Origin of the sequence: Rhodococcus sp. 5A-K4 (assembly GCF_046097995.1) — a bacterium.
In the GTDB taxonomy this organism is placed as follows: domain Bacteria; phylum Actinomycetota; class Actinomycetes; order Mycobacteriales; family Mycobacteriaceae; genus Rhodococcus_F; species Rhodococcus_F erythropolis.
Window position 1 is genome coordinate 105,378 of the sequence record NZ_JBJURM010000003.1, and the last position, 24,405, is coordinate 129,782.

27 protein-coding genes are annotated in these 24,405 nt (G+C 62.4%); 14 read left to right on the forward strand and 13 right to left on the reverse strand.

Annotation, left to right across the window (positions count from 1 at the left end; translation table 11 throughout):
* Nucleotides 1-3 precede the first annotated feature (3 nt).
* The 4 genes from ACKAMS_RS05120 to ACKAMS_RS05135 form a co-directional block, all read right to left on the reverse strand.
* Nucleotides 4-672 (reverse strand): methionine ABC transporter permease, encoded by a 669-nt coding sequence (locus tag ACKAMS_RS05120; protein WP_021345548.1) that lies wholly within the window; start codon nt 670-672, stop codon nt 4-6.
* Entirely contained in the window at nt 669-1,670 is a 1,002-nt protein-coding gene (locus ACKAMS_RS05125; RefSeq protein ID WP_060937984.1) for a methionine ABC transporter ATP-binding protein, read from the reverse strand. Before ACKAMS_RS05125 ends, ACKAMS_RS05120 begins: the two co-directional genes overlap by 4 nt.
* A gap of 12 nt (nt 1,671-1,682) precedes the next feature.
* Nucleotides 1,683-2,540: a MetQ/NlpA family ABC transporter substrate-binding protein gene (locus tag ACKAMS_RS05130; RefSeq protein ID WP_408988694.1), complete on the reverse strand. Its 858-nt coding sequence runs from the start codon at nt 2,538-2,540 to the stop codon at nt 1,683-1,685.
* Between the two features lie 115 nt (nt 2,541-2,655).
* Entirely contained in the window at nt 2,656-3,114 is a 459-nt protein-coding gene (locus tag ACKAMS_RS05135; RefSeq protein WP_019745302.1) for a nuclear transport factor 2 family protein, read from the reverse strand.
* A gap of 130 nt (nt 3,115-3,244) precedes the next feature.
* Between ACKAMS_RS05135 and ACKAMS_RS05140 the strand changes: the two genes are divergently transcribed.
* From ACKAMS_RS05140 to ACKAMS_RS05165, 6 genes are read left to right on the forward strand one after another with little or no spacing between them, the layout of a single operon-like run.
* Nucleotides 3,245-4,411, forward strand: coding sequence for an acyl-CoA dehydrogenase family protein (locus tag ACKAMS_RS05140; protein ID WP_020970792.1), 1,167 nt, complete (start codon nt 3,245-3,247; stop codon nt 4,409-4,411).
* Complete coding sequence (locus tag ACKAMS_RS05145; protein ID WP_408988695.1) at nt 4,408-5,355, forward strand: bifunctional MaoC family dehydratase N-terminal/OB-fold nucleic acid binding domain-containing protein; 948 nt, start codon at nt 4,408-4,410, stop codon at nt 5,353-5,355. Before ACKAMS_RS05140 ends, ACKAMS_RS05145 begins: the two co-directional genes overlap by 4 nt.
* The gene (locus ACKAMS_RS05150) at nt 5,355-6,470 is read left to right on the forward strand and encodes an acyl-CoA dehydrogenase family protein (protein WP_021345543.1); all 1,116 of its coding nucleotides are present in this window, start codon (nt 5,355-5,357) and stop codon (nt 6,468-6,470) included. Before ACKAMS_RS05145 ends, ACKAMS_RS05150 begins: the two co-directional genes overlap by 1 nt.
* Nucleotides 6,467-6,895 (forward strand): MaoC family dehydratase, encoded by a 429-nt coding sequence (locus ACKAMS_RS05155; protein WP_020909133.1) that lies wholly within the window; start codon nt 6,467-6,469, stop codon nt 6,893-6,895. The genes ACKAMS_RS05150 and ACKAMS_RS05155 overlap by 4 nt, the downstream gene beginning before the upstream one ends.
* A complete protein-coding gene (locus ACKAMS_RS05160) occupies nt 6,895-8,073 on the forward strand; it encodes a lipid-transfer protein (RefSeq protein WP_020909132.1) in 1,179 nt (392 codons plus the stop codon). Before ACKAMS_RS05155 ends, ACKAMS_RS05160 begins: the two co-directional genes overlap by 1 nt.
* Before the next feature lie 14 nt (nt 8,074-8,087).
* A complete protein-coding gene (locus tag ACKAMS_RS05165; RefSeq protein ID WP_069145788.1) occupies nt 8,088-8,909 on the forward strand; it encodes a MaoC/PaaZ C-terminal domain-containing protein in 822 nt (273 codons plus the stop codon).
* A gap of 110 nt (nt 8,910-9,019) precedes the next feature.
* Here ACKAMS_RS05165 and ACKAMS_RS05170 read toward each other — a convergent pair whose 3' ends face one another.
* Complete coding sequence (locus tag ACKAMS_RS05170) at nt 9,020-9,796, reverse strand: SDR family oxidoreductase (protein ID WP_003940546.1); 777 nt, start codon at nt 9,794-9,796, stop codon at nt 9,020-9,022.
* Between the two features lie 198 nt (nt 9,797-9,994).
* Here ACKAMS_RS05170 and ACKAMS_RS05175 point away from each other — a divergent pair, with 198 nt between their 5' ends.
* On the forward strand, nt 9,995-10,756 hold the full coding sequence (locus ACKAMS_RS05175; protein ID WP_020909130.1) for an SDR family NAD(P)-dependent oxidoreductase: 762 nt from the start codon (nt 9,995-9,997) through the stop codon (nt 10,754-10,756).
* 15 nt (nt 10,757-10,771) lie between these two features.
* On the opposite strand, the gene ACKAMS_RS05180 is transcribed toward ACKAMS_RS05175, so the two are convergent.
* Genes ACKAMS_RS05180 through ACKAMS_RS05190 form a run of 3 tightly spaced genes read right to left on the reverse strand, consistent with a single transcriptional unit; the run spans nt 10,772 to nt 11,932 of the window.
* Nucleotides 10,772-11,128, reverse strand: coding sequence for an SDR family NAD(P)-dependent oxidoreductase (locus ACKAMS_RS05180; protein WP_408988696.1), 357 nt, complete (start codon nt 11,126-11,128; stop codon nt 10,772-10,774).
* Entirely contained in the window at nt 11,118-11,297 is a 180-nt protein-coding gene (locus ACKAMS_RS05185) for an SDR family NAD(P)-dependent oxidoreductase (RefSeq protein ID WP_020909129.1), read from the reverse strand. The genes ACKAMS_RS05180 and ACKAMS_RS05185 overlap by 11 nt, the downstream gene beginning before the upstream one ends.
* On the reverse strand, nt 11,294-11,932 hold the full coding sequence (locus tag ACKAMS_RS05190; protein WP_097386875.1) for a hypothetical protein: 639 nt from the start codon (nt 11,930-11,932) through the stop codon (nt 11,294-11,296). Before ACKAMS_RS05190 ends, ACKAMS_RS05185 begins: the two co-directional genes overlap by 4 nt.
* 188 nt (nt 11,933-12,120) lie before the next feature.
* Here ACKAMS_RS05190 and ACKAMS_RS05195 point away from each other — a divergent pair, with 188 nt between their 5' ends.
* On the forward strand, nt 12,121-13,029 hold the full coding sequence (locus ACKAMS_RS05195; protein WP_408988697.1) for a LysR family transcriptional regulator: 909 nt from the start codon (nt 12,121-12,123) through the stop codon (nt 13,027-13,029).
* Between the two features lie 32 nt (nt 13,030-13,061).
* Here ACKAMS_RS05195 and ACKAMS_RS05200 read toward each other — a convergent pair whose 3' ends face one another.
* The gene (locus tag ACKAMS_RS05200; RefSeq protein WP_158510638.1) at nt 13,062-13,916 is read right to left on the reverse strand and encodes an AraC family transcriptional regulator; all 855 of its coding nucleotides are present in this window, start codon (nt 13,914-13,916) and stop codon (nt 13,062-13,064) included.
* A gap of 19 nt (nt 13,917-13,935) precedes the next feature.
* On the reverse strand, nt 13,936-14,838 hold the full coding sequence (locus ACKAMS_RS05205; protein WP_081051142.1) for a siderophore-interacting protein: 903 nt from the start codon (nt 14,836-14,838) through the stop codon (nt 13,936-13,938).
* 141 nt (nt 14,839-14,979) lie between these two features.
* Between ACKAMS_RS05205 and ACKAMS_RS05210 the strand changes: the two genes are divergently transcribed.
* Genes ACKAMS_RS05210 through ACKAMS_RS05225 form a run of 4 tightly spaced genes read left to right on the forward strand, consistent with a single transcriptional unit; the run spans nt 14,980 to nt 18,949 of the window.
* Nucleotides 14,980-16,011: a hypothetical protein gene (locus tag ACKAMS_RS05210; RefSeq protein WP_134999033.1), complete on the forward strand. Its 1,032-nt coding sequence runs from the start codon at nt 14,980-14,982 to the stop codon at nt 16,009-16,011.
* Between the two features lie 5 nt (nt 16,012-16,016).
* On the forward strand, nt 16,017-17,003 hold the full coding sequence (locus tag ACKAMS_RS05215) for a hypothetical protein (RefSeq protein ID WP_020970783.1): 987 nt from the start codon (nt 16,017-16,019) through the stop codon (nt 17,001-17,003).
* 9 nt (nt 17,004-17,012) lie between these two features.
* Nucleotides 17,013-18,302 (forward strand): adenylosuccinate synthetase, encoded by a 1,290-nt coding sequence (locus tag ACKAMS_RS05220; RefSeq protein WP_408988698.1) that lies wholly within the window; start codon nt 17,013-17,015, stop codon nt 18,300-18,302.
* A complete protein-coding gene (locus ACKAMS_RS05225) occupies nt 18,299-18,949 on the forward strand; it encodes an NUDIX domain-containing protein (protein ID WP_070795673.1) in 651 nt (216 codons plus the stop codon). The genes ACKAMS_RS05220 and ACKAMS_RS05225 overlap by 4 nt, the downstream gene beginning before the upstream one ends.
* 6 nt (nt 18,950-18,955) lie before the next feature.
* On the opposite strand, the gene hppD is transcribed toward ACKAMS_RS05225, so the two are convergent.
* Nucleotides 18,956-20,161 carry a 4-hydroxyphenylpyruvate dioxygenase gene (gene hppD / locus ACKAMS_RS05230; protein ID WP_058037677.1) on the reverse strand — a complete coding sequence of 402 codons (1,206 nt, stop codon included), beginning with the start codon at nt 20,159-20,161 and terminating at the stop codon, nt 18,956-18,958.
* 195 nt (nt 20,162-20,356) lie between these two features.
* Here hppD and ACKAMS_RS05235 point away from each other — a divergent pair, with 195 nt between their 5' ends.
* Complete coding sequence (locus ACKAMS_RS05235; RefSeq protein WP_003939810.1) at nt 20,357-20,869, forward strand: Lrp/AsnC family transcriptional regulator; 513 nt, start codon at nt 20,357-20,359, stop codon at nt 20,867-20,869.
* Here the strand turns inward: ACKAMS_RS05235 and ACKAMS_RS05240 are convergent.
* Nucleotides 20,857-22,401, reverse strand: coding sequence for an MFS transporter (locus ACKAMS_RS05240; protein ID WP_134999034.1), 1,545 nt, complete (start codon nt 22,399-22,401; stop codon nt 20,857-20,859). The genes ACKAMS_RS05235 and ACKAMS_RS05240 overlap by 13 nt on opposite strands.
* A gap of 56 nt (nt 22,402-22,457) precedes the next feature.
* On the opposite strand from ACKAMS_RS05240, the gene ACKAMS_RS05245 reads away from it, so the two are divergent.
* On the forward strand, nt 22,458-23,108 hold the full coding sequence (locus ACKAMS_RS05245; protein ID WP_019745284.1) for a TetR/AcrR family transcriptional regulator: 651 nt from the start codon (nt 22,458-22,460) through the stop codon (nt 23,106-23,108).
* A gap of 4 nt (nt 23,109-23,112) precedes the next feature.
* Here the strand turns inward: ACKAMS_RS05245 and ACKAMS_RS05250 are convergent, their stop codons facing one another.
* Nucleotides 23,113-24,213, reverse strand: coding sequence for an adenylate/guanylate cyclase domain-containing protein (locus ACKAMS_RS05250; RefSeq protein WP_021345531.1), 1,101 nt, complete (start codon nt 24,211-24,213; stop codon nt 23,113-23,115).
* Nucleotides 24,214-24,405: the final 192 nt, after the last annotated feature.

The window sequence follows — 24,405 nt, forward strand, 5'->3', positions numbered from 1 at the left end:
CGGTTACCGCTTGTGGGCCATCGAACGAACTACGAGATCGCCGGTCGACTGGATTGCTTGAACCAACACGATCAAGATCACGACAGCGACGAACAACACCGGGGTGTTGAATCGTTGGTAGCCGTACTTGATCGCGAAGTCGCCGAGACCGCCGGCGCCGATGGCGCCTGCCATGGCCGAGAAACCGATCAGCATCACCGCCGTCAGGGTCGCTCCGGCTACCAATCCCGGAACTGATTCGGGCAGTAGCACTTTGACGATGATGTCCTTGTCGGTGGCGCCCATGGATCGTGCTGCTTCGACGCGTCCGGAATCGACCTCACGCAGTGCGTTCTCGACGACGCGAGCGAAGAAGGGCACCGAGCCGATGGTCAGCGGGACGATCGCTGCCGTCGCCCCGAGCGCTGTTCCGACGATCGCCCGCGTCGCCGGGATGAGGAGGACCAACAGAATGACGAACGGCAGCGAACGGCCGATGTTCACCACGGTGCCCAGTACCGAATTGAGAACGCGGTTCGGACGGATTCCGTCGGGCGCGCTCGCGTGCAACAGAACGCCGAGGGCGATACCGATGATCACGGTGAGCACGAACGAGACGCCGACCATGTAGAGCGTGTCGAGTAGGGCTTCCCATGCTTCGCCCAGGGAATCCTGCCAGGACGTCTTGTTCATGAGAACGTCACCTTCACTCCGCGCTGCGAAAGATGTTCTTCGACAGACTTTCTTGTCTCTTCGTCGTTGGCGAGTCCGGTGTGCGAGGCGAACTCCACGCGAAGGCGGCCGACCTGATGGGCTCCGATGTCCTCGATACCGCCGGAGATCACGGTGACGTCGACATCGAGATCACGCGAGAGTTGGGAAATCACGGGCGAGGTCGACAGCGAATCGACAAAGGTGAGGAGTGCCGGAATTCCGGTCGGGGACGTTCGCACCGTTCCGGTCGGCAGTAGCGCCTCGCCGAGGGGTGAGTCCGGGTCCGCAACCAGTTCGGTGAGCGTTCCCTCGTCGACGATGCGTCCCTGGTCGATCAGGGCGGCGCGGTGACAGATCCGTCGAACCACGTTGAGCTCGTGGGTGATCAGAACGATGGTCACACCCAGACGTCGATTGAGGTCGGCGAGCAGGTCGAGGATCGAATCGGTCGTATCCGAGTCGAGGGCGCTCGTGGCTTCGTCGCACAGGAGGACATCGGGAGAAGCCGCCAAGGCCCTCGCGATCCCGACCCGTTGTTTCTGTCCGCCGGACAGTTGCGAAGGGAAGGCGTCACGTCGGTCTTCCAGGCCGACCAACTCGATCAGCTCGTCGACGCGGGCACGGCGATCTGCCCGCGAGTACCCCGCCACTTCGAGAGGAAAGGCGATGTTGGCGGCGACCGAGCGGGAGTGCAGCAGGTTGAAATGCTGGAACACGACACCGATCCGCTTGCGTGCATCGCGCAACTGCGCCGGGCTCAACGCGGTCAGATCGGTGTCACCCAACAGAATCCGGCCACTGGTCGGGCGTTCGAGCAGGTTGAGGCAGCGCAGCAGAGTCGATTTACCGGCGCCGCTCTTGCCGATGATGCCGAAGATTTCGCCGTCTTCGATTTTCAGGGACACGGAATCGAGTGCATGCAGAACCTTTGTGCCGCTGCGGTATTCCTTGGAGACCGATTCGATCGAGAAGACCATGACGGGTCTCGATCAGGTGGCGCTGGCCGGAATGACCGAGCCCTGGTAGGTCTGCTCGATGAACGTCGCGACGTCGGTGGACGTCAATGCCTCGGCCAACTTCTGCACTCGCGCATCGTTTTCGAGGGAGGTGCGAACCGTCAGGACGTTGGCGTACGGGTTGCCCTCGGCCTTCTCGAGCACCAGTGCGTCCTTGGCGGGATTGAGGCCGCCTTCGATTGCGTAGTTGCCGTTGATGATTGCGAGATCGACATTTCCGTCGTCGAGAGTGCGCGGAAGCTGCGGGGGATCGACCTGGGTGAACGTGAGTCCCTTGGGGTTGTCGATGATGTTCTTATCGCTGATCTGCGTGATGTCGGTGCCGGGGGCGCCCAACTGCTGATCGAGCTTGATCAAACCGGCCTGCTGCAGCAGGTACAGCCCACGGGCGAAGTTCGTCACGTTGTTGGACAAAGCGACCGTTGCGCCCTGGCGCAGGTCGGCTACGTTGGTGACCTTCTTGGAATATGCACCGAGGGGCTCGACGTGGACCTTCGCCACGGCGACCAGGTCGTCGACACCCTTTTCCTTCGACCACGATTCCTGGTACGGCACGTGCTGGAAGAAGTTGGCGTCGGTGTCGCCCGCTTCGAGCACCTCGTTGGCGTCGAGGTCGCCGGTGATCTCGCTGACCTCGATCTTGGTGTCGCCGAGCAGGCCCTTTTCTTCGACGAACTTCAAGATCTCGGCGTGCGGAACCGAAGAAGCGACGATGCGAAGGGGCGCGTTCTCATCGGAGGAACTGTCGCTCGAGCACGCTGCGACGGTTCCGACTGCGACGGCGGCCACTGCGAAGGCAGCGAGGAATCTTCTGGTGCGCGAGCGTGACATGTGAATCTCCAAGACATAGCCGAACGTCACGCCGAGATGGCGTGACAGTTGCTGAACGCTAGCCCGGTAAACCTCCCGTGAGGAGATACAGAATCACCGCGATTTTTTCCTGTACCTATTGTCCGAGCAGGATGACCGGAACGTCCTCGGCAAAATCGACTACCAATTCGCGACGCGAGAACAGCCAGGTGCCGTCGACCTTTTCGAAGCTGTCCTGATAACGAATCTCGATCCGGTTGTCCCGGTGGCCCTCGCCCCGCGGATAGATGTGGTGAGCGGAGCAGTAGGCCTCACCGTGCGCGGTGGTGGGGCTGTCGAGGTCGAGGATCTGCTGCTCGACGATGTGCCGGGTCGAGTGCAGATGTGAGACGGCATCGACCACCGAACTGCTGACGACGGTGTTCCCACGTATCTCCGTCGGCGCATCCGTTCCGTTCAATGCCGGCGGCAAGACGAATGCCACGTCGTCAGTGAAGAGAGCCGCAAGCGCGGTGGTGTTTCGGCGGTCGACGGCCTGTGCATACCTGGCGGCCAAGTCGGTGAGAGCGACGCGATCCGAGGAGTCCATGCGCATATCTCACCCTATGTGACGCCGCTCATGTTTCGGCTTCCCGCTCAACGAGACATTCACAGCGCCCACCTGGGCATCTGGTTAGCGTCCAGACCAAGAGTTGCCAGCCATGAATGCCATAGGAGAAACAGCGATGGATCTGAGGGAATCGCCCGAGCAGCAGGAGCTCCGCAAGGAGTTGCGCGCGTACTTCGCGGCGCTGCTGCCGGAAGAGAAGCGTCGCGCGGCCGGCGAGCAAGGTGTGGGCGGCGAGTACTTCCGCGAGATCGTGAAGTTGCTGGGTAAGGACGGCTGGCTCGGCATCGGTTGGCCCAAGGAATTCGGTGGACAGGGCCGCTCCATCGAAGAACAGTTCGTGTTCTTCGACGAGGTTCAGCGCGCGGGACTGCCGTTCCCCTTCGTGACGGTCAATACCGTCGGACCGACGTTGATGAAGTACGGCACCGAAGAGCAGAAGGAACGATTCCTGCCCGGCATTCTTGCCGGCGACATCGTCTTCGCCATCGGCTACACCGAGCCCGAGGCCGGCACCGACCTCGCATCACTCAAGACTCGTGCGGTTCTCGACGGTGACGAGTGGATCGTCGACGGCAACAAGATCTTCACCAGTGGCGCAAACACCGCCGACTACGTGTGGCTGGCCTGCCGCACCGACGCGGACGCCCCCAAGCACAAGGGCATCTCGATCCTGATCGTCCCCACGGAGGACGCAGGCTTCGAGTGGTCACCGATCAACACCGTCGGCGGTTTGATGGTGACGTCCACGTACTACTCCGGCATTCGTGTTCCGTCGAAGGACGTTGTCGGCGAGGTCAACGGCGGCTGGCAGCTCATCACCGCTCAGCTCAATCACGAACGAATCGGCTTGGCGGCCATCGGTGGTCGCACGTACGGTCTGTGGAACCTGGTTCTGGACTGGGCCAAGGAAAACGGCGCCATCAACATCCCGTGGGTGCAGCAGGACTTCGCTCGTACACACGCCAAGCTCGAGGCCATGCGACTGCTGAACTGGAAGATGACGGCAGCCGTCGCACAGGACACGCTCTCCGGAGCCGACGCCGGCGCTACCAAGACGTACGGGACCGAGACTCACGTCGACGTCTACCGCACCCTGCTCGGAATTCTCGGCTCCGCCGGACGCATCCGCCCCGAGTCTCCGGGCGCTTTGCTTGCCGGTCAGATCGAGCAGATCTCCCGTCAGGGTGTTGTCAATACCTTCGGCGGCGGCGTCAACGAGGTTCTGCGTGACATGGTCGGCACCATCGGCTTGGGACTCGTTCGCGAAAAGAGGGTCAAGTGAGCGACATTTCGGCGCAACTCGACGCTTTTGTCGGCCAGACGCTTGTTCCCACCACCTGGGGACCCGACGAGGTCAGCATCCCCATGATCCGGCATTGGGCCGAGACCATGGGCGATACCAACCCCGTCTACCTCGACGACGACGCTGCCCGCGCCACCGGCCGTGACGGCGTCGTCGCTCCCGCTCAGATGCTCCAGGTCTGGATCATGCGGACGTTCACCGACAAGATGGCGGGCAACGACCCGTCGCAGGTGTGGACCGATCTGATCGCCACCCTCGACGCAGCGGGCTACAGCTCCGTCGTGGCCACCGATTCCGATCAGGAGTTCTTCGCCGAACTGCGCCCAGGCGATCGCGTGAACTACACCGAGGTCATCGAGTCGATTTCCCCGGAGAAGAAGACCGGCCTCGGCGTCGGACACTTTGTCACGACGCTCAAGACGTACCGCAACGGCGACGACGAAGTTGTCGGCACCCAACGGTGGCGGACACTGCGGTTCAAGCCTCAGGAAGCTGCTGCACCGGAGGCGCCGCGCGCTCTGCGTCCGCGTCCGGCTCTCAACGCGGACAACGCTTTCTGGTTCGAAGCGGCCAAAGAGCATCGTCTGGTGATCCAGCGCTGCACGTCCTGCAAGACGTTGCGTCATCCCACCGGCCCGATGTGCGGGGAGTGCCAGTCACTCGAGTGGGACACGATCGACGCGTCGGGGCGGGGCACGGTGTTCAGCTTCGTGGTCAATCATCACCCCAAGATCGACGCGTTCGACTACCCGCTCATCGTTGCGGTAATCGAACTCGAAGAGGGAACCCGATTGATCGCCAACATGGTGGGTATCGCGCCCGAAGATGTCGTGGTCGACATGCCCGTGGAACTTGACTGGATCGACGCCGACCCGGATCTGACGCTTCCCGCGTTCCGGCCGGCCGTACGCGAGGAGCACTGATGGACTTCAATTTCAGCGAAGAGCAGGACGCGATTCGCTCACTGGCCGACGAGGTCTTCACCAGCAAGGCAACGATCGAGCGCACCAAGGAGATCGAACTCTCCGCCGAGCGCGTCGACCGTGAACTGTGGCGAGAACTCGCGACCACCGGCCTGCTCGGTATCGCCCTGCCCGAGGAGTTCGGCGGCGGCGGACTCGGCTTGTCCGAGCTGTACGCACTGCTGGAGGAGCAGGGCCGTCACGTTGCGGCCGTGCCGATCTGGGAAACGACCCTTGCGGCATTGGCTGTCAATGAATTCGGTTCCGATTCCCTTCGTGCCGAGCTCCTTCCGAGTGTTGCCGACGGCAGTCGATTCCTGACCGTCGGTCTCGAAGAGTTCGGTCCGTACACGGGCGGCGACCCACTGACCACGGCCGAGCAGGACGCCGACGGCAACTGGACCGTGACGGGTGAGAAGGCAGTAGTGCCGATGACTCACGTCGCAAACCTTGCTCTCGTTTCGGCAACCGCTTCCACCGGTACGGCACTGCTGCTTGTGGATCTGAGCGCCGAAGGAGTGACGCTCGAACAGACGCAGTCCACCAACTGGGAGATCTGTGCCAACGTCACCTTTGCCGGTGCCCCCGCGCAGCTGATCGGTGCGGCCGATGGTACGACGGTTCCGTGGCTGATCGACCGAGTTGAACTGGCGTTGGCAGCAATTCAATGGGGTGTCGGCTCGGGTGCAGTCGCACAGGCTGTCACGTACCTGAACGGCCGCAAGCAGTTCGGCCGTCCGCTGGCGACCTTCCAGGCCGTCAATCATCAACTCGCTGACTGCTACATCGATCTCGAAGCGATGAGGGTGACACTGTGGCAGGCCGCCTGGCGTATCTCCGAGGGATTGGATCTCGGCACCTCGGTACTGGTCGCCAAGTGGTGGGCAACCGACGGCGGACAGCGCGTCGTGCATCGCACCACGCATGTTCACGGCGGTATGGGCGTCGACACCGACTACCCGGTTCACCGTCACCTCTTGTGGGGCAAGCAGATTGCTGCCACCCTCGGCGGTTCCAGCTCCGATCTCGCGCGTCTGGGTGCGCAGCTCGCATCCGGTGTGGAGGTGCTCGCATGACCGTTCTTGCCGGTCGTAGCTACGCAGACGTCGTTGTCGGAGAGGCATTGCCCGAGTTGGCGATCCCGTTGACCCGTACGTTGATCGTCGCCACCGCAATCGCCACTCGCGATTTTCAGGACGTGCACCACGATCCGAGCCTGGCCCAGGAGCGCGGATCCAAGGATGTCTTCATGAACATCCTCACGAGCAACGGTCTTGTCGGTCGATACGTCACGGACTGGGCCGGATCTGCATCGACCTTGCGCCGCATCGCCATTCGTCTCGGGGCGCCCAACTACCCGGGTGACACCATGACGATGACCGGTGAGGTCGTGTCCAAGGAAGATGGAGTGGTCGTGGTCAAGGTGCAGGGTGCAAACAGCCTCGGCAACCATGCATCCGGCACCGTCGCAGTCGCTTTCAAGGAAGAGGAGAGGCTCTGATGGCGATCAGCCCACTCTCGGGAGCCGCCGCCATCGTCGGCATCGGATCCACCGAGTTCTCCAAGAACTCCGGCCGCACCGAACTGCAGTTGGCGTGTGAGGCCATCGTCGCGGCACTCGCTGACGCCGGTATCGACCCGTCCGAGGTCGACGGTCTGTCCACCTACACGTCGGAGACGAACGGCGAAGCCATTGTGGCTCGCAACTGTGGCCTCGGCGAGCTGAAGTTCTTCTCGCGCATTCACTACGGCGGCGGCGCCGCGTGTGCCACCGTGCAGCAGGCGGCCATGGCAGTTGCGACGGGTGTTGCCGACGTCGTGGTTTGTTACCGCGCCTTCAACGAGCGCTCCGGTGTGCGCTACGGCCTTGGGCAGCACGATCGACCCATGGACAGCACCGCGGATCGCGCGGCATATGCGTGGATGACTCCGCAGGGATTGTCGACTCCCGCTCAGTGGGTCGCCATGTTCGCCCGCCGTTACATGCACCAGTACGGTGCGACGAGTGAGGACTTCGGACGAGTTGCAGTGGTGGCGCGCAAGCATGCCGCCAACAACCCGGCTGCCTGGTTCTACGAGCGTCCGATCACACTCGAGGACCATCAGAACTCGCGCTGGATCGCCGAGCCTCTGCACCTGCTCGACTGCTGCCAGGAAACCGACGGCGGCCAGGCATTGGTCATCGTCTCTGCCGAGCGCGCAAAGGATCTGGCCAACAAGCCCGTCATCATCAAGGGCGCCGCTCAGGGCAGTAGCAAGGATCAGCACATGATGACCAGCTACTACCGTCCTGACATCTCGGGTATCCCGGAGATGGGCCTGGTTGCTCGTCAGTTGTACGGCCAGAGCGGCCTGACCCCTGATGACATCAACGCCGCGATTCTGTACGACCACTTCACCCCGTTGGTGCTTCCGCAGCTCGAAGAACTGGGCTTCTGCAAGCCAGGCGAAGCCAAGGACTTCATTCGCGAAGGCAACCTCGAGATCGGTGGACGCTTGCCGTCCAACACTCACGGTGGTCAGGTCGGCGAGGCATACCTGCACGGCGTCAACGGAATTGCCGAAGGTGTGCGACTGGTCCGAGGAACGTCGACCAATCAGCCCGACGGCGTCGAAAACGTCTTGGTCACAGCCGGAACGGCAGTGCCCACCAGCGGTCTCGTTCTGGGCGCTGTTTAAGAGAGGAAATGACAGTGACAACTTCGGAAGCTGCGAAGACCGCCGGCGATTGGCGCGGAGCCGATCTCGGTACCCGCACCGTGGCGTACACCGAGCGCGACGCGATCTTGTACGCACTCGCCGTGGGCGCCAAGGCAACCGAGCTGGACCTCGTCTTCGAGGATCAGCTTCGGGTACTGCCGACTTTTGCTCTCACACTGGCACAGTGGGCTCCCGACGCTCTGGGTTCGGCGGGCGCCTTCGACACCTCGACGGCACTGCACGGCTCGCAAGAGTTGAAAGTGCTTGCTCCGCTTCCGCGTAGCGGTGAGGTGACGTTGAAGGCTTCGGTCGGCGAGGTGTGGGACAAGGGTGCTGCGGCCGTTTTCGAAGTGAAGGTGGAGTGCGAATACTTCGTCGCGACCTGGTCACTTTTTGCTCCCGGTGCCGGCGGATTCGGCGGAGAACGTGGACCCTCACGTCCGGCGGAGCCGACCGGTGAGCCTTCGTTGACCGGTGTGCTGACCACAGCGGAGAACCAGACGGCGATGTACCGGCTCCTGGGCGACAAACACCACATCCACATCGATCCCGAGGCTGCGGCGCGGATCAACCAGCCGCGTCCGATCATGCACGGGCTGTGCACGTTGGCCGCCAGCACACTCGAGCTTGCTCGGGTCGCCGGAGTGCATCCGGCTGATCTTGTCAGTCTCGAAGGTCGATTCGCTGCGGCGATCCATCCGGGTGAGTCGCCGTCCATCATTGCGTGGGGAACTCCCGACGACTTGGCTTTCCAGGTCACCAAGGGTGATCAGGTAGCGATTTCCGGTGCACGAGTGAGCTTCTCCGCTCACTAGTCCCTCCAGACTCAACTGCGGGGTGCTTGACCCCTTGTCGCGCCCCGCAGTTGTTTGCACGAAGAAGCAGCCCCTGAGCGATTCGCTCAGGGGCTGCTCTGTGCTTGTGTTCAGTCCTGATGGGTCGCCATGTAGCGAGCCGGGTACTCACCGCCGCCGTGAACGGCGATGTCGGCGCCGTTGACGTACGAGGAGAGTGGGCTCGCCAGGAACAGGCAGGAGTTTGCGATATCGGCCGGGACGGCCATGCGCTCCATCGGAATGGTCCTGGTGACCGCCGCGCCGCCGTCGGCGCCGTAGACCTCGGCGGCAGCCTCGGTACGGATCAGGCCGGTGGTGATGTGGTTGATCCGGACCTTCGGCGCCCATTCGAGGGCCAATGCCTTGGTCAGAACGAGGAGGCCGGCCTTGGCTGCGCTGTACGCCGCGGTTCCGGGCTGCGGATCGATTGCCGAGACACTGCCGATGTTGATGATGGCACCGCCGTCGTCCTGAGTCTGCATCACTGCGTTGGCGGCCTGGGCAACGTTGAAGGGTGCCAACAGGTTCAGGGCCACGATCTTCTCGACGAAGCGGGGTGACACCGTCGCAGCATCGGCATCGGGGGAGCCGCCGGCGTTGTTGACCAGGACGTCCAGACGGCCGAAGCGCTCGACGGCATCCTGGACGAGGGCTGCGGCGTCGGCGGGATCGCGGACGTCCGTGGCGCGAAAGGCTGCGCTACGGCCGTCGGCGGTGGGTAGGTTTTCGGGCTCGTTACGGCCACAGACCAGCACGTTTGCACCCGCGGCGAGGAAGGTTTCGGCGATGACGTAGCCGATGCCTTTGGTGCCGCCGGTGACGATCACCGAGCGTCCGCTGAAATCGACGGGGTTGGGCAGTGTCACGGTGGAGCCTTCCTGGTGCGGTGCCGAGCTGAATTGCCGCCCAATGTGATTGACGTGACGTGGTCGCACACCTTAGGGTCAAGCAAGTGCTTGGTTGTTTTGTAGGTCGAGTGTAGACGACAAACGGCGGCAGTCACCAGAATCGACCGGTCCTTCCCGCAAAGGGACCTCTGCGTCGACAGACATTGGAGTAGTCACATGGGCAAGCTCGAAGGCAAAGTTGCACTCATCACGGGTGCGGGTCAGGGAATCGGGCAGGGGATTGCCCTGGCCTTGGCCAAAGAGGGCGCCGTGATCGCCGTTGCCGGTCGCACCGAATCCAAGTTGCACACCACCTGCGGACTACTCGCTGACATCGGTGCGCGCGGTGAGGCCGTGGTTTGTGACGTCAGCAAGAAGGACGACATCACGGCGGCCGTGGACCGAACCGTCGAACTGTTCGGCGGAATCGACATCCTGGTCAACAACGCCAACGACTGCAAGCCCGGCCCGCTCTTGAGCGTGCTGGACGAAGACTTCGAGCGTTCTTTCGCGACGGGCCCACTCGCCACCCTGCGCATGATGCAGGCGTCGTACCCGCACATGAACAGTCGTGGCGGTGGCGTCATCATCAACATGGTCACCTCGGCAGCCGTGCGCTGGGATGCGAGTAACTACGGCGCTTACGGTTCCATCAAGGAAGGCATGCGCTCGTTGACCCGCGCTGCCGCCTGCGAATGGGGCAAGGACAACATCCGCGTTCTCAACGTCGCCCCGCACGCCAAGACCCCCGCGTTGCAGTGGTGGATGGACAAGAATCCGGAAGAGGCGGCGGCTTTTGTCGCGGGTATCCCGCTGGGACGCGTCGGAGATCCCGAGACCGACATCGGTCGTGCCGTCGTCTTCCTCGTCAGCGAAGACGCCGGTTACCTGACGGGTGCCACGATCCCGCTCGACGGCGGTCAGTCGCGCTGGGGCTGACCGCCATCGACTCGATCAGGTCATCACGGCGCCGCCGTCGACGGCAATCGTCTGCCCGGTGACGTTGCGAGCCTTGTCGCTGAGCAAAAACGCGACCATCTCGGCGATGTCTCCGGGCGTCTGGGCTCGACCCATCGGAACCATTTGGGCAACAAAAGAATCGAAGACATCAGCATCGGAAACGCCCGCTAGTGCAGCATCGCGCCGACGCAGTTCCTTGATGGTTCGCAGCCACATGTCGGTGAGGATCAGCCCGGGCATGACCGTGTTCGAACGGAGCCCTCGAGTCGCGCCGATCCGGGCGACGCTGTGACTCATCTCGATCACGGCGGCCTTCGACGGCCCGTAGTGCGCGAGCGTGTCACCGCCCAAGCGGGCACCGATCGACGCCAAGGCTTTCCAGGCGTGCTGCGGTGTCGGCGAGTGCAGCCTCTTCGATGTCGAGTAGTAGCAGGGTGCCGAAGTCCTCGGCAAGCCGCTCGGCAATAGCGGCGCCCAACCCGGCCGCTGCGCCCGTGACAATGGCTACGGGCGCGCTCACGGCAGGTGCGTTTCGAGCAGTGGGGCAAGCAGTTCGGCTGCGCGCGCTGCCGTGATGACCTCGCTCGGATCCACCTTGGTGACGACTTTCGAAGCAGAATCTTCGTAGACGTGCTCACCGATGAGTCGACCCTGCTCGTCGTACGGCCAGACGAATGCCAAGGTCCGACGCACGAGATACCAACCGTCGGAGTCGATGCCCGACGACTGTTCGGGGGCTGCGGACGTGGATCCGCCCGATTCGTGCACCGCGCCGAACACCCCGTCTCCGAGGATCGAACCGGGGACGAACTGACTGAAGAGGGTCTCGCCGGAGAACCCACTGTCGGATACGGCGAAGTCGGACTTCCCGGTCCACATGACAAGGGTGTCCGTCTCGGCGAGTGACTGGTAGAAGGTGGTGACGGCGTCCATGCCGTCGAGGACAATCGACTGACCGTCTTCGAACAACCGGTAGACGGGTTCTTCGACGGTCATGTCCGGCGAGAGGATTTCCTTGTAGCGACCGGAGACCTCGAGCAAGGCGTGGCGTCGGTAGTTACGGAGGATCTTCTGGTGCCGCGGATTGTCGATGGTTTCCAATTGCTTTTCGACGCCATCCATCATGTGGACGAATTCGTGCTCGTACTTGCTCATCACATCTCCTGGTTTCGCAGATTCGGCGGGCTGTCCGGATCTGCGACAACTGTGACCTGGCGAGGCATTCGCTGTACATGTAGATCTTCGTTCGAGAATTGCCAGTTTGCTTAACTCCGCTGTTCAGATACCGTGATGGTCGTCACTTTAAGTCGAGCGGCGGGCCTAAAACAACCGAATGGACGGTAATGAAGAAGGCGAGAAGAGGCGAAGATCTGAATCTGCGTTTGGTGTCCTCGTTGCTCGTCGTCGTGGCGGAAGGGCACTTCGGGCGAGCGGCAGACCGGCTGTTCGTCACCGCGCCCGCCCTCAGTCAGCAGATTCGACGACTCGAGGAGCAGGTGGGAGTCGAGTTGGTCGATCGCAGTTCGCATCCGGTGGTGCTCACCGCCGCGGGTGAGGTGTTCGTCGCGGATGCGCGGCCCGCTCTCGAGTTTGCCGTTCGCGCGATGAACGGTCTCGACGCACTCGAGCGTCGGCGGGCCAGGCGGTTGCGGATCGGATTCATCAACGGGGCTGCCGGGAGTTTGGGGCGTGCGGTGATCGATTCGTTGCATGCGGAGGTGGAGCTCGTCCAGTTGGATTGGTCCCAACAGGTTTCGGCGGTGGCGAGTGCGACCGTCGACGCGGCATTCGTGCGACCGCCACTGCCGGTGCTCGACGGTGTGGTGCTCGAACGGATAGGCGTCGAACCGCGGGTGGTGGCTCTGCCTCGAGGGCACCAACTGGCGGGTCGCGCGAGCATCGAGATTTCTGAAATAGATGGGACTGTGCAGGTTTCGAGTGACGGCGCACCACCCGAATGGGTGAAATGGTGGTCGGTGGACCCGCGCCCGAGTGGTGTACCCGTCCGGTACGGTCCCTCGGTCCGCACGATGGACGAAGCACTCGAGGTTGTCGCCAACGGTCGGGCGGTGGTGATAACGGCAGCAACCATTGCCGAGTACTACACCCGCTCGGATATCAGTTTCGTGCGCATTTCCGACATCGAGCAGTGTTCGATCGATCTGTGTACCCGCGAGGGCGACAGCAGTCCGACAGTGATCGAGCTACGCAAAGCTGTTGCGGCCCAGGGTGCCGGGAGGACCACAAGCTGACGGGAAGGCTGGGTGCCGGAAAGGCCGGGTGATCAGCGAAACCGTTCGCGGTACTGGACCGGGCTGCACTGCCACCGGGACCGGAACCTGCGCGCTGCGTGGCCGGGGTCATGCCATCCAACGGCGCGTGCGGCCCCAGCAACGCTGAGTTCCGTTGTGCGCAACAGGGATGCGAGACGCTCGACGCGCAAAGTTTGGAGATAGGACATCGGGCTGGAGCCGGTGTCGGCAACGAACACGCGGCTCAATTGTGAAGGCGAGAGCGCTACCTCGGCGGCCAGCGAACTCAGAGTCCACGGATGATCGAGGGAATTGTTCATCAACTCGACAGCCTGCTCGACCGTCGCACGGTAACCGCGTTGTTCACTGTGGCTTACCGTGGCGGAGACGAGAGGCTCGAGCACGGAGAACGCTGCGAATAGAAGGGCATATTGCTCGAAAACCCCAGTCCCGAGATCTCGGGATCGGCCCGTCCCTGCTGCGAGTTCGTCAAAAAGTTCGGCCAGTTGTGGGGTGCGGTCGTCGACATCGAGGGTCAGAACGGGCCGAGGGGCGCGCGGCTCCGGTGACACCGCGGCGCCCCAGCCCGGGACTCTCGTGATCCATGACAACTCGTCGGCGAACAGAGTCGGATCCAGAAACACATTGGTAGTCAGCAGGCGGTTCGATTCGAGGCTGTGGCGCGAGCCGGGAGCGAGGATCAGTAGGTGACCCGAACGTATGTCCGTCACGTCGTCGGCACTGCGCTGGACCGCTCGGCCATCTCGAACGAGAGCCAATTCCACGGCGTCGTGGCTGTGTACATCCACGTCGTGGTCGAGGCGAAGATGCGCGGCGTGTACTCGCGGACCGGCGCACTCCGCGGCGTTCGTCGATTTGACGCGCACCACTGCCTCCCCTCACGCTTCACGGCTTCGTCGGTAGGTACTCCACATCGTCGACTGTCAGTTCGTCGAGTTCCTGAGGCGTCAGGTTCCGTCCGTCGGCGACCGCCGCATGCATGCGGGCGAACACGTCGTCGGCCACCTCGTCGGCGTCGGCTTTGCGTTTCCAGTACCCAACGATATGCGAGTTCATCGGGGAGTAGCCAATGTCCCGGCGGAGCAGGTGCCGGACTCCACGGAGGGCACCAGCCTCTCCTGCCGCCCAGACGTAGTCGGGCTGATGTGCCGACAACGCTTGACGGAGTTCCTCGATCATCGAGTCCTCGTCAGAGCCGCGGATCCACCGGGCGCGCCCGTCTGCGGCGGACTCCAGTGGAATTTCATCGTCCGCGGTATCGGCAGTCAGAAGCGCGATCGCCTCTTGATCGGCGGTCAGAGATTCCAAGATCGTCATAATTGCGGGGAGAGCGGAAGCGTCGCCGAGCAACACCAGAGAATGCGCCAGCTCTGGGAGTGGTTGGTTCCCTCCGGCATTGGTCAGTCCGACGACGTCGCCGGGAACGGTGTTCGTGACCCACCTGCCGGCCGGCCCGTCGCTGTGGACGACGAAATCGATGTCGACCTCGCACAGCTCCGGGCGATGCGCGCGGATCGTGTACGTCCGCACTATCGGCTTGGGTGCGTCGTCGGCGTACTCGAAACCGCGAGCTCCGACGGTCGGAATCGTTAGTTCTCGGGCGGCTGCGGCCTCGTCGGCGTCATCGGGCAGAAAGATCTTCACCTTCGGAGCAATGCCTTGGCAGTCGTAGTCGCCGAGTTCGCCGAACGTCACTCGGACGAAATGAGGTCCTATCTCTCGTTTCCTTGTGACGACAGCGCGATAGGTGGTGAATCGGGTGCGGATTGCCGTTGCCGTGTCTTGCATGAAGTGCTCCTTGAAAGCAATTGAAGTTAGGTATACCTATCTTCAGGCGAACTGGATCTCGGTGGTGAGGACGTAACGCGCATGTACTCGGATGAAATACGCATTCTTGCCGTCTTCGTTTTAGTCAGTTAGACTAAAACCATGAAAACGATCAGCACGGCACTTGAAATCGTCGAGGCAGCACGAGTTTCGGCCGATGTGTTCGGGGGAGACTCCAGCGATCTCGACACCCGTCGCGCTGCGAAGCGTCGTTTTCATCGGCTCGCCTCCGCCATTCATCCGGACCGGGCGAAGCCCGAAGATCGGGTGCGATACTCGGCCGCAACATCTCGGTTGAACGAGCTATACCGCAGTTGGGCAGCGGAGTTCGAGCCGGCAGATTCTCGACCCGTTTATGTAGGCGAGCGGGGCGAGTACACGTTGGGTGGACTGGTAGCGCGCGGCTCGGTCGCTAACCTGTACCGGTCCGATGCCGGTGTCGTACTGAAGATTCCGCGAAACCCTCGGGCGAACTCGATGATCGAGGCCGAACGGAATGTGTTGACGGACATCGAGAATTCGTGCGAAGCCGGTTGGGCAGTCTCGTACTTCCCGCGATTGATCGATCGAATCACCCATGTGGGCAGCGGCACGAGACGTCAGATCGATGTGTTGGACGATCTGACCGAAGGTTTTGTGAGTCTCGCCGACGTCCGTGAGGCGTATCCAGGTGGCCTCGATCCACGGGACTGGGCGTGGATGCACCGACGGCTACTTCGGGCTCTGGCAGCAGCGCATGCGACTGGTTGGGTGCACACCGCGATTACCGCGGAGAACGTGCTGATCGAGCCTGATCGGCACGGGGTGGTGCTGGCCGGCTGGTCCTTTGCCACCCGTACGGGCAGCCGCCCGGTGGCGACGATCGGTTCCGATCGTGATTCGTACCCACCGGAACTCGGCGAAGGAGCGTCTCCGGCCTGGGACGTCTACATGGCTCATCATTTGATGCTCCGAATGCTGGGCGAGCAGACCCACGAACGGATGAAGGCGTTTGCCGACGGCTGCATGCAGGACAACCCGAGATTGCGTCCCGACGCGGTCGACCTACTTGGCGAGTTCGACGAACTCCTCGATCTTCTCTATGGCCAGCGGACATTTCGTCCGTTCGCCGTTCCATCCACGAAAGGACAGTGATTGTCATGGGCTACGGATACTGGGACGACAACACCTATCTGGCGGGCAAGACTTTTCGTGCCGCACGCGGTGTCGACGATTTCGGTTACACCGATTCGCTTCGGTCGCGTCCGCGAAGCAGTTGGAAAGCGGACCCGACCCTCGACCCCTTCGGCGTCGACAAGCGTGAATGCCGAGACTCGGACGGGCACCCCGATTCTCTCCCGATAGCAGTGCTTTTCGATGTCACCGGCTCGATGGGCGCCGTTCCTCGAATCATGCAGGACAAGCTCGGAAAGCTGCACGGGCTGCTGCAACGCAAGGGATATGCGGATGATCCGCAGATTCTGTTCGGTGGTATCGGCGACGCCGATTCCGATCAGGTGCCACTACAAGTCGGCCAGTTCGAGTCGGGTAACGCGATGGACGAGCAGCTTCGGACGATCTTCCTCGAGGGCAACGGTGGTGGTCAGAAGTCGGAAAGCTATGAATTGGCTGCATATTTCATGGCACGTCACACCAGTACGGATGCCTGGGAGAAGCGCGGAAGGAAAGGCTACCTCTTCATCATCGGCGACGAGCTGAACAAGCCGCGGCTCTCGGCTCGTCACATCCGTTCGGTGATCGGGGACAAGGTACGTCAGGACGTGTCGGTGCCGTCGATCTACCGTGAACTCGAAGAAAGATGGAACGTCTACTTCGTTCTGCCGGATCAGTCGTCGTACTTCAACGATCCGGAAATCGCGGATCACTGGAAGACGTTGCTCGGTGAACGCTTCGTCAAACTCGACGATCCCGCCGCGGTGTGCGAACTGATCGCGCTGACGGTCGGAATCGGCGAGGACCGCATCGACCTGCGTGACGGACTGGCGGATCTCCGCGACATCGGTTCAAGAGCTGAAGCCGAGACTGTCGGCAAGGCTCTCGCCCTGATTCCAGGGCGCAGCACCGCGACGGTGGCCGGGTTGCCCCGCGATCTCGGAACCGGCACGGACGATGTCGATTTCGCCTAGAAGGAGAACATGATGGAGCCGTTCGAAGACCGCGATATCGTCGTGGTAGACCTCGGGTTCGGAGATGCAGGGAAGGGAGCAACCGTCGATTGGCTTTGCTCCGATCGAGCCGATCTGGATGTGGCCGCAGTGGTCCGCTTCAACGGTGGGGCACAGGCAGCGCACAACGTGACGGTCGGCGAGCGCCACCACACGTTTTCGCAGTTCGGCTCGGGAACGCTGTCCGGCGTCCCGACGTTTCTCTCGAGATTCGTGTTGGTCGAACCCATCGCGCTCGCACGGGAAGCGCGTGCACTGGAAGCGCTCGGAGTTCGAAATCCGTTCGATCTGATACGGATCGACGCGCGCGCATTGTTGACGACACCGATCCACGTGGCCGCCAACAGGGCCCGCGAGGATGCTCGCGGCGATAACCGACACGGCTCGTGTGGCAACGGGATCGGTGAGACGGCGGCGTATGCGCTCGAAGTTGCGAGTGCGCCTACGGTGGGAGACTGCCGGCGACCTGATTCCTTGCGTCGTAAGTTGTCGGCGTTGGCCACATTCTACGGACCGTTGATCGCGGAGAGTCGCCACGGGTTTCCGCCGATCGACGACATGGTCGACATGTACGCCGAATTCGGTGCCGTCGTGGACATCTCCGACCCGGACGCGCTGGGCGCGTTGGGTGCCGGTGGTCGTCTGGTGTTCGAGGGGGCACAAGGTGTCCTTCTCGACGAGTGGCGGGGGTTTCACCCACACACCACGTGGTCGACGGTCGAGCCGTCCAACGCGCGAGCGATGATCGACGAGTTGGGCCGGGACAGTTACGTACTCGGCGTCACCCGCACCTACATGACACGACACGGAGCTGGGCCGTTCCCGACGGAGGATCCGGAGCTGGCGAATGTGTTGCCCGAGCTGCACAACGGGACGGGTGAGTATCAAGGCGGATTCCGGACGGGCCACTTCGACGAGTTGTTGTTGCACTACGCAATCGAGGTGAGCGGTGGCGTCGACGGCTTAGCGCTTACTCATCTCGACGCGATGGATCGCGCGCGGGCTGCAGGCATCCCGATCCACGGGGTGCACGCGTACGAAGGATTGCCGTTCGTTCCCGTCGGAGAGTGGAAGGATCTCGATCACCAGCAGGCGCTGACAGATTCCCTGAAAGCCGTAGGGGTCGTGCCGAAGGAACTTCCGGCCGACCCGGAGGATTTCGCCCGGTATCTGAGCGAGGAAATGGGTGCGCCGGTAGTGCTGACCGCGAACGGTGCCGACCGGGTCGATCGTCAGGTGCGATGCCCAGTGCCTGCATGATGGACGGTGTGGACCAGTCACTTGTCTCGATCGATGTCATCGCGCTCCGGTTCGGCAATCCGGAACCCGGGATGTTGCGATTTGCCGTCACTCCGCGGCGAGCGGAGCCGTACACCGGGCAGTTGGCGCTGCCCGGTGTACTGCTGGGCGCCGGTGAGCGGCTGCAGGAGGCCGCCAGGCGAGCCGTGACCACCAAGCTCGGAATTCCCGACGAGAAGATCCTCGTCAGCGGTCAATTGACCGTGTTCGACGAACCCAATCGCGACCCCCGCGGTCCGACGCTCTCGGTGACCATGTGGGCAGTGATCTCGTCGGACGAGGTGCCGGGTTCGGCCGAATGGGTGAGCTGGGACAACCCGGGGGACCTTGCGTTCGACCACAATCGGATAGTCGCCGATACCCGCCCGATCCTTGCTGACACCCTGTTGTGGCGAGATCAGGCTTTCACGCGGGCACTACTGGGTCCGTCGTTTCCGGCGTCGTACGCGCTGGCCGTGGCGGAGGAGCTTTCCGGTGTGCGTCCGGACCCGGGCAACTTGAACCGGACGCTCAAAGCGTTGCCAGGGCTGGAACGTACGGACGAACGAGTCCGGGTCAGTGCCACCGGGCGACCCGCGGTGGTCTGGGCGTGGACCGAAAACAGCTGACCTACCTCAGAAGTTGCCCCGCGCGGCCTGCTCACGCTCGATCGCTTCGAACAGGGCTTTGAAGTTTCCCAGTCCGAATCCCAGTGAGCCGTGGCGTTCGATGATCTCGAAGAACACGGTGGGACGATCTCCGATCGGCTTGGTGAAGATCTGAAGAAGATAGCCGTCCTCGTCGCGGTCGACGAGGATGCCTCGCTTCTGCAATTCCTCGATCGGAACTCGAACCTCTCCGATACGCGCGCGCAATTCGGGATCCTCGTAATACGAAGCCGGAGTAGAGAGAAACTCGATTCCTTCGTCGACCAGAGCATCGACTGCTCCGAGGATGTCGTTGGTCGCAAGCGCGAGATGCTGAGCGCCGGGACCTTGATAGAACTCGAGGTACTCGTCGATCTGTGACCGCTTCTTCGCGATGGCAGGTTCGTTGAGTGGGAACTTGACTCGGTGATTGCCGCTCGAGACGACCTTGCTCATCAGCGCGGAGTAGTCGGTGGCTATGTCGCCGCCCACGAACTCGGCCATGTTGGTGAATCCCATGACCCGGTTGTAGAAGTCGACCCACTGGTCCATCTTGCCGAGTTCGACGTTGCCGACGACGTGGTCGAGGGCCTGGAAGATGCGCTCGGGCGCGCCGTCACGCTTGCGGTACGACGACGTCCGTTCGACGTATCCGGGAAGGTAAGGGCCGGTGTAGCGGGAACGGTCGACGAGGGTGTGCCGAGTCTCGCCGTACGTCGCGATGCTGGCCAGGCGAACGGTGCCGTGCTCGTCGGTGACGTCGTGCGGTTCGCTCAACACCGTCGCACCTTGGGTGATGGCGTGCGCGATGCACTTGTCCACGTCAGGGACGCTGAGCGCGATGTCGCGGATGCCGTCGCCATGACGGCTGTGATGCGCGATCAACTCGCTTGTCGGATCCACAGCACCTTTGACGACAAAGCGCACGGCACCGCTCTTGAGTACAAACGCGTGGTGGTCGCGGTTTCCCGTCGACGGGCCTGAATAGGCCACCAATTCCATGCCGAATGCGGACTGGAAGAAATGTGAAGTCTGCGTGGCGTTTCCGACGATCCATTCGAGGCCGTCCCAACCACTCACCGGGAAGGGATCGTGATCGCTGTCGTACTCGACCAGTCCGACCAGCTGGCGTAATTGCTCCAGATCCAGGCCGGCCAACTGTTCGTCGTCGGTGAGAGTCTGTTCGACGGTCATGGTGAGTCCCCTCTGAGTGCGATGTACACAGCGCGGTGCTCGAGTTATGTTCGGCACTGACAGTACAAACAGATAAGTCCTTCAGAGGTTGGGTAGTCAACGGAGGTAGTTGAAAGTAGACACAGCGCCGGAATGCGAAGATGGTGGCACTGTTTTGTAGGCAATTTGCATAGTTGAACGACGAGTGGAGCAGACGTGAATCTCGACGCAGTGGATCTGGCTCTGTTGGACGCGATGAACAAGCACCCGAGAGCCGGCGCGTTGGAGCTTTCGCGTCAGGTCAAGGTTGCGCGGGCGACAGTGCAGGCGAGATTGAAAAGGATGGAAGATGCGGGCGTCATCGCCGGATACGCGCCGCACATCAATTTGGCTGCAGCGGGTTTCGGAGTACAAGCATTCGTGACTTTGCAGATCGCCCAGGGGGCGCTCGACACCGTCACCGCGGAACTCGAGGCAATCCCCGGTGTGCTCGAAGCCTTTGCCACCACAGGCTCCGGCGACGTGCTGTGCCGGATTGCCGCTGCGTCGCACGAGGATTTGCAAGCGACGCTGCTCGAACTGAATCGGTCGGGGATAGCCACCCGGTCGACCAGCGTCATGGTTCTCTCGGTTGTGGTGCCGCTCCGGTCGATGCCCCTCCTGCAGACTCTGCAATCGGAGCAGACGACCAAGGCCCCGGCATACCGACGAGGCGGTCAGTCTCGCTGACGACCCGGAGCCCAGAATCCCAGAACGATCGCGGATACCCACATGATCGCGGCGAGCGTGAGTGCTCCTTGATCCATGCCTTTGATGAAGGCTTCACGGGCGAATTCGGCCAACTGGGCACCCTGCGGTCCGGCTGCTTCGGCGACATGGAGAGCGGCGGCCAGAGAACCGGATACCGGTTCCTTGGCGGGTTCGGGCAGTAAGTCGACCGCGGGCTGGACGTGATTGCCATAGCCGGCGGCGAGGATACTTCCCGCCAGTGCAACGCCGATGGCAGAGCCGATCTCACGGGTTGCGTCGTTGACTGCTGAGGCAACACCCTGTTTGGAGTCTGGTGCGTTGGAGACGATCGCAGCAGTGGCGGGGGTTGTCGACAAGCCCAATCCGATAGCGGCTACTACCAAGGGGACACAGACCTCGGCGTAGGTCGAACTGGCGTCCAAGCGCGTCAAGAGTGCAATTCCGGTTCCGAGGAAGGCAACACCGGTGGCGGTGAGAGCGCGAAGGCCGATACGCGGAATCAGTAGGGGAGCAACCACGGACAGCGCCATCACCGGCACAGCGATCGGCATGAGGGCGAGCGCCGATTGCAGTGGGGAGTAGTCGAGCACCAGTTGGAGATACTGCACGATCAGGAAGAATAAGCCGAAAGTCGCCAGGAATTGCAGGGTCAGTGACGCTGCGCCGCTGCCGAATGCGCGATTGGCGAACAGTCTCACGTCCAGAAGTGGATGGCGAGTACGTAATTCGACCCAGCTGAATACCGCGGCCATGGCAATTCCGCCGACCAGCAACGCGAGAACTACCGGATCGAGCCAACCGCGGGCCGGCGCCTCGATCATCCCCAGGACGAACAGTCCGATCGAGCCGGCGATCAGCGCTGTACCAGGTAGATCGAGTGGAGTTGCCTCCGTGTCCTTCGACGTCACGATCGTGAACGACACCACGAGGATGAGGACCGAGACGACGGCCAGGCTGACGAAAATCGAATGCCAGGACCATTTTTCGAGGAGTAGCCCGGAGACGACGAGTCCGGCGATTGCACCGGACCCTGCGACGCCGGACCAGACTCCGACGGCACGGGCACGCTGCGCCGACGGGAAACCTGCAGTGAGTAGAGACAGCGTCGCCGGCATGACAAACGCGGCGCCGACGCCGGAGATCACGCGGGAGACGATGATCCACGACGGTTCGTCCGCGAAGACCGGAATCGACGAGCCGGCAGCAAAAACGAGTAGTCCGAACATGAGCAGTTCTCGTCGACCGTATCGATCGCCGAGTGCGCCCGCCGGCAACAAGAGACAAGCCAGCGTGAGCGTGTACCCGTCCACGATCCACGTGAGCTGGCTCTGTGTTGCACCGGTATCACGGGCCAAGTCGGGAAGGGCCGTGTTGAGAGCGGCCATCGCTGCGACGACCAGCGCGACGGCGCAGCACGCGACCGTCAGCATCCAGATCTGTCGGATGGTCCACGTGGACTGTTCGAGCGTCGTATCGCTACTCACGAAACCTCCCGATAGAAACAAGACCATCAGTATCGTTACAAGAACAGAAGTTCCACAACCCCCAAGTGGGTATAACTGAGGTTGTGACGGCGGGAATCGACAAGCAGGAAATCGACAAGCAGGTCAGCGACGAGGATCCGCGTAAACAGCGTTCCAGGTCCAGGTTGCTCGACGCGGCGACCAAGCTGCTGGCAGAAGGCGGCGTGGACGCGGTGACGATCGATGCCGTCACCAAATTGGCCAACGTCGCACGTGCGACGTTGTATCGGCATTTCGACAGCGGCACGGAGTTACTCGCCGCGGCATTTGCTCGCCTCTTACCGCCGGTGCCCGAGATGTCCGGGGAAGGTGACCTCCGCGCGCAATTGCTCGAGTTGTTGACCAGTCAGGCCAAGGCCATCGAAAGCGCACCGATCCAGGTGACGGCCATGTGCTGGCTCGGCTTGGGGCCGGAGCTGAAGGGCTACTCGAGCGTCGACGCGCTGTCGACGGACAAGCCCGAATTGCGATCGCTGCGCCAGACGGTCTTCGAGCAGTACCGTCACGCGTTCGATCGGATCCTGCGCTCACCGGATGCGATCGAAGCGTTGGGGGAGTACGACTACGACGTCGCACTTGCTCAGTTGGTCGGACCTTTGGTGCTCACCAAGCTGGCCACGCTGACGCCTCTCGGGGAGGCCGCGTGTGAGCAGATCGTGGACGATTTTCTGGCTGCACGCGGAGTGTCGAGCTGACAGCTCACGGCTCCAGATTGCGTCGTAGCACGTACTGCTCGAGGCGGTCGATGCCGCGCACTCGTCGCGGACGAAGGTGTCGCAGTTTGAAATTGGCGTCCGAGCCGAGCTGGGTGGCCAGCTCGGAGTCGATCAGCACGGTGCCGGGGCGAGCAGAGCTGGTCAGGCGCGCGGCCTTGTTGACCACCGAACCGTAGAGATCTCCGAAGCGAACCAACGTCGGACCCATGGCCAGACCTACCCGAAGCTGTGGATCGTCGTGATCGGCGAGGACCGCCTGCTGGATCTGCAAGGCGATCTCGGCGGCGTGATGAGGACTCTCGGCGGCAAACATGACCTCGTCACCGACGGTCTTGACCACCCAGCCGTAGTTGCGTCCGATGATTTCGGTGGACGCGGACTCGAACCGCTCGAGCAGATCGTTGAGTTCGGCGGAGTCGAGGCCGCGGGTCAGCGAGGTGTACCCGACGATGTCGGCGAAACCCACCACCAGAACACGACTCGCGACTTCTTCGCCCGGGTTTCCCACGTTGCGGCCCGTCGACGACGCGACGTGACGCTTCCATACGTACGTCTGCAGAGATTCGACAGCGGGAATGATCTCGGCGCCGAGGCTCAGAACGACATTTCTGATGGCGTCGGGTTCGTGATCCACCGAGTCCGCAAGCTGATCGATGATGTGTGTGCTGATCAGCGATACCTGCCACTCCGCCAACCTCGACATCGACTGTCCGAGAGAACGGGCAGCTGCCACCTCACTGTTCTGCGAGATGACGCCTCGATTGACCATGTCGGTGATGGTCTTGAGGGCGTCGGCGTCTTGCTGTGTGAACATGACGGCGTCGGGATCCTCGTCGACGGCAAAGCCCATCGCCACCCACAGACGATCGGCGCGCTCGCGTGTCACCCCGGCGAAATCCGCGATCTGCGACTGTGTGAAGCAGCGCGGTCCGCCGAGGAGGGACTCCTCGATGTCGGCTTGAATCCGGCTGAGCAGATGAGCATCGACGTCGATCGGCTCAGCAGCGTGAGATTCAGCAGCGTGAGATTCAGCAGGGGCGGGTTCGGTGACCTCGTCGATCCACTCTGACTCCGAACTGCTCACCGTGCTCCTTCTTGCCGCAACGAATTTCTGTCCACCATCTTCCACGCGGTGCCCCGAGAACAGTACTGAATTGGCCGAACCGCCTACGGATCCTCGGGCCCAGGCGGGCGGTGAGAGTCAACACGTCGGTGGCTTGTGCAAGAGTTGCCCCGAGAAAAGCACTGTCGATACTGAAATGCACGAGATACTTCT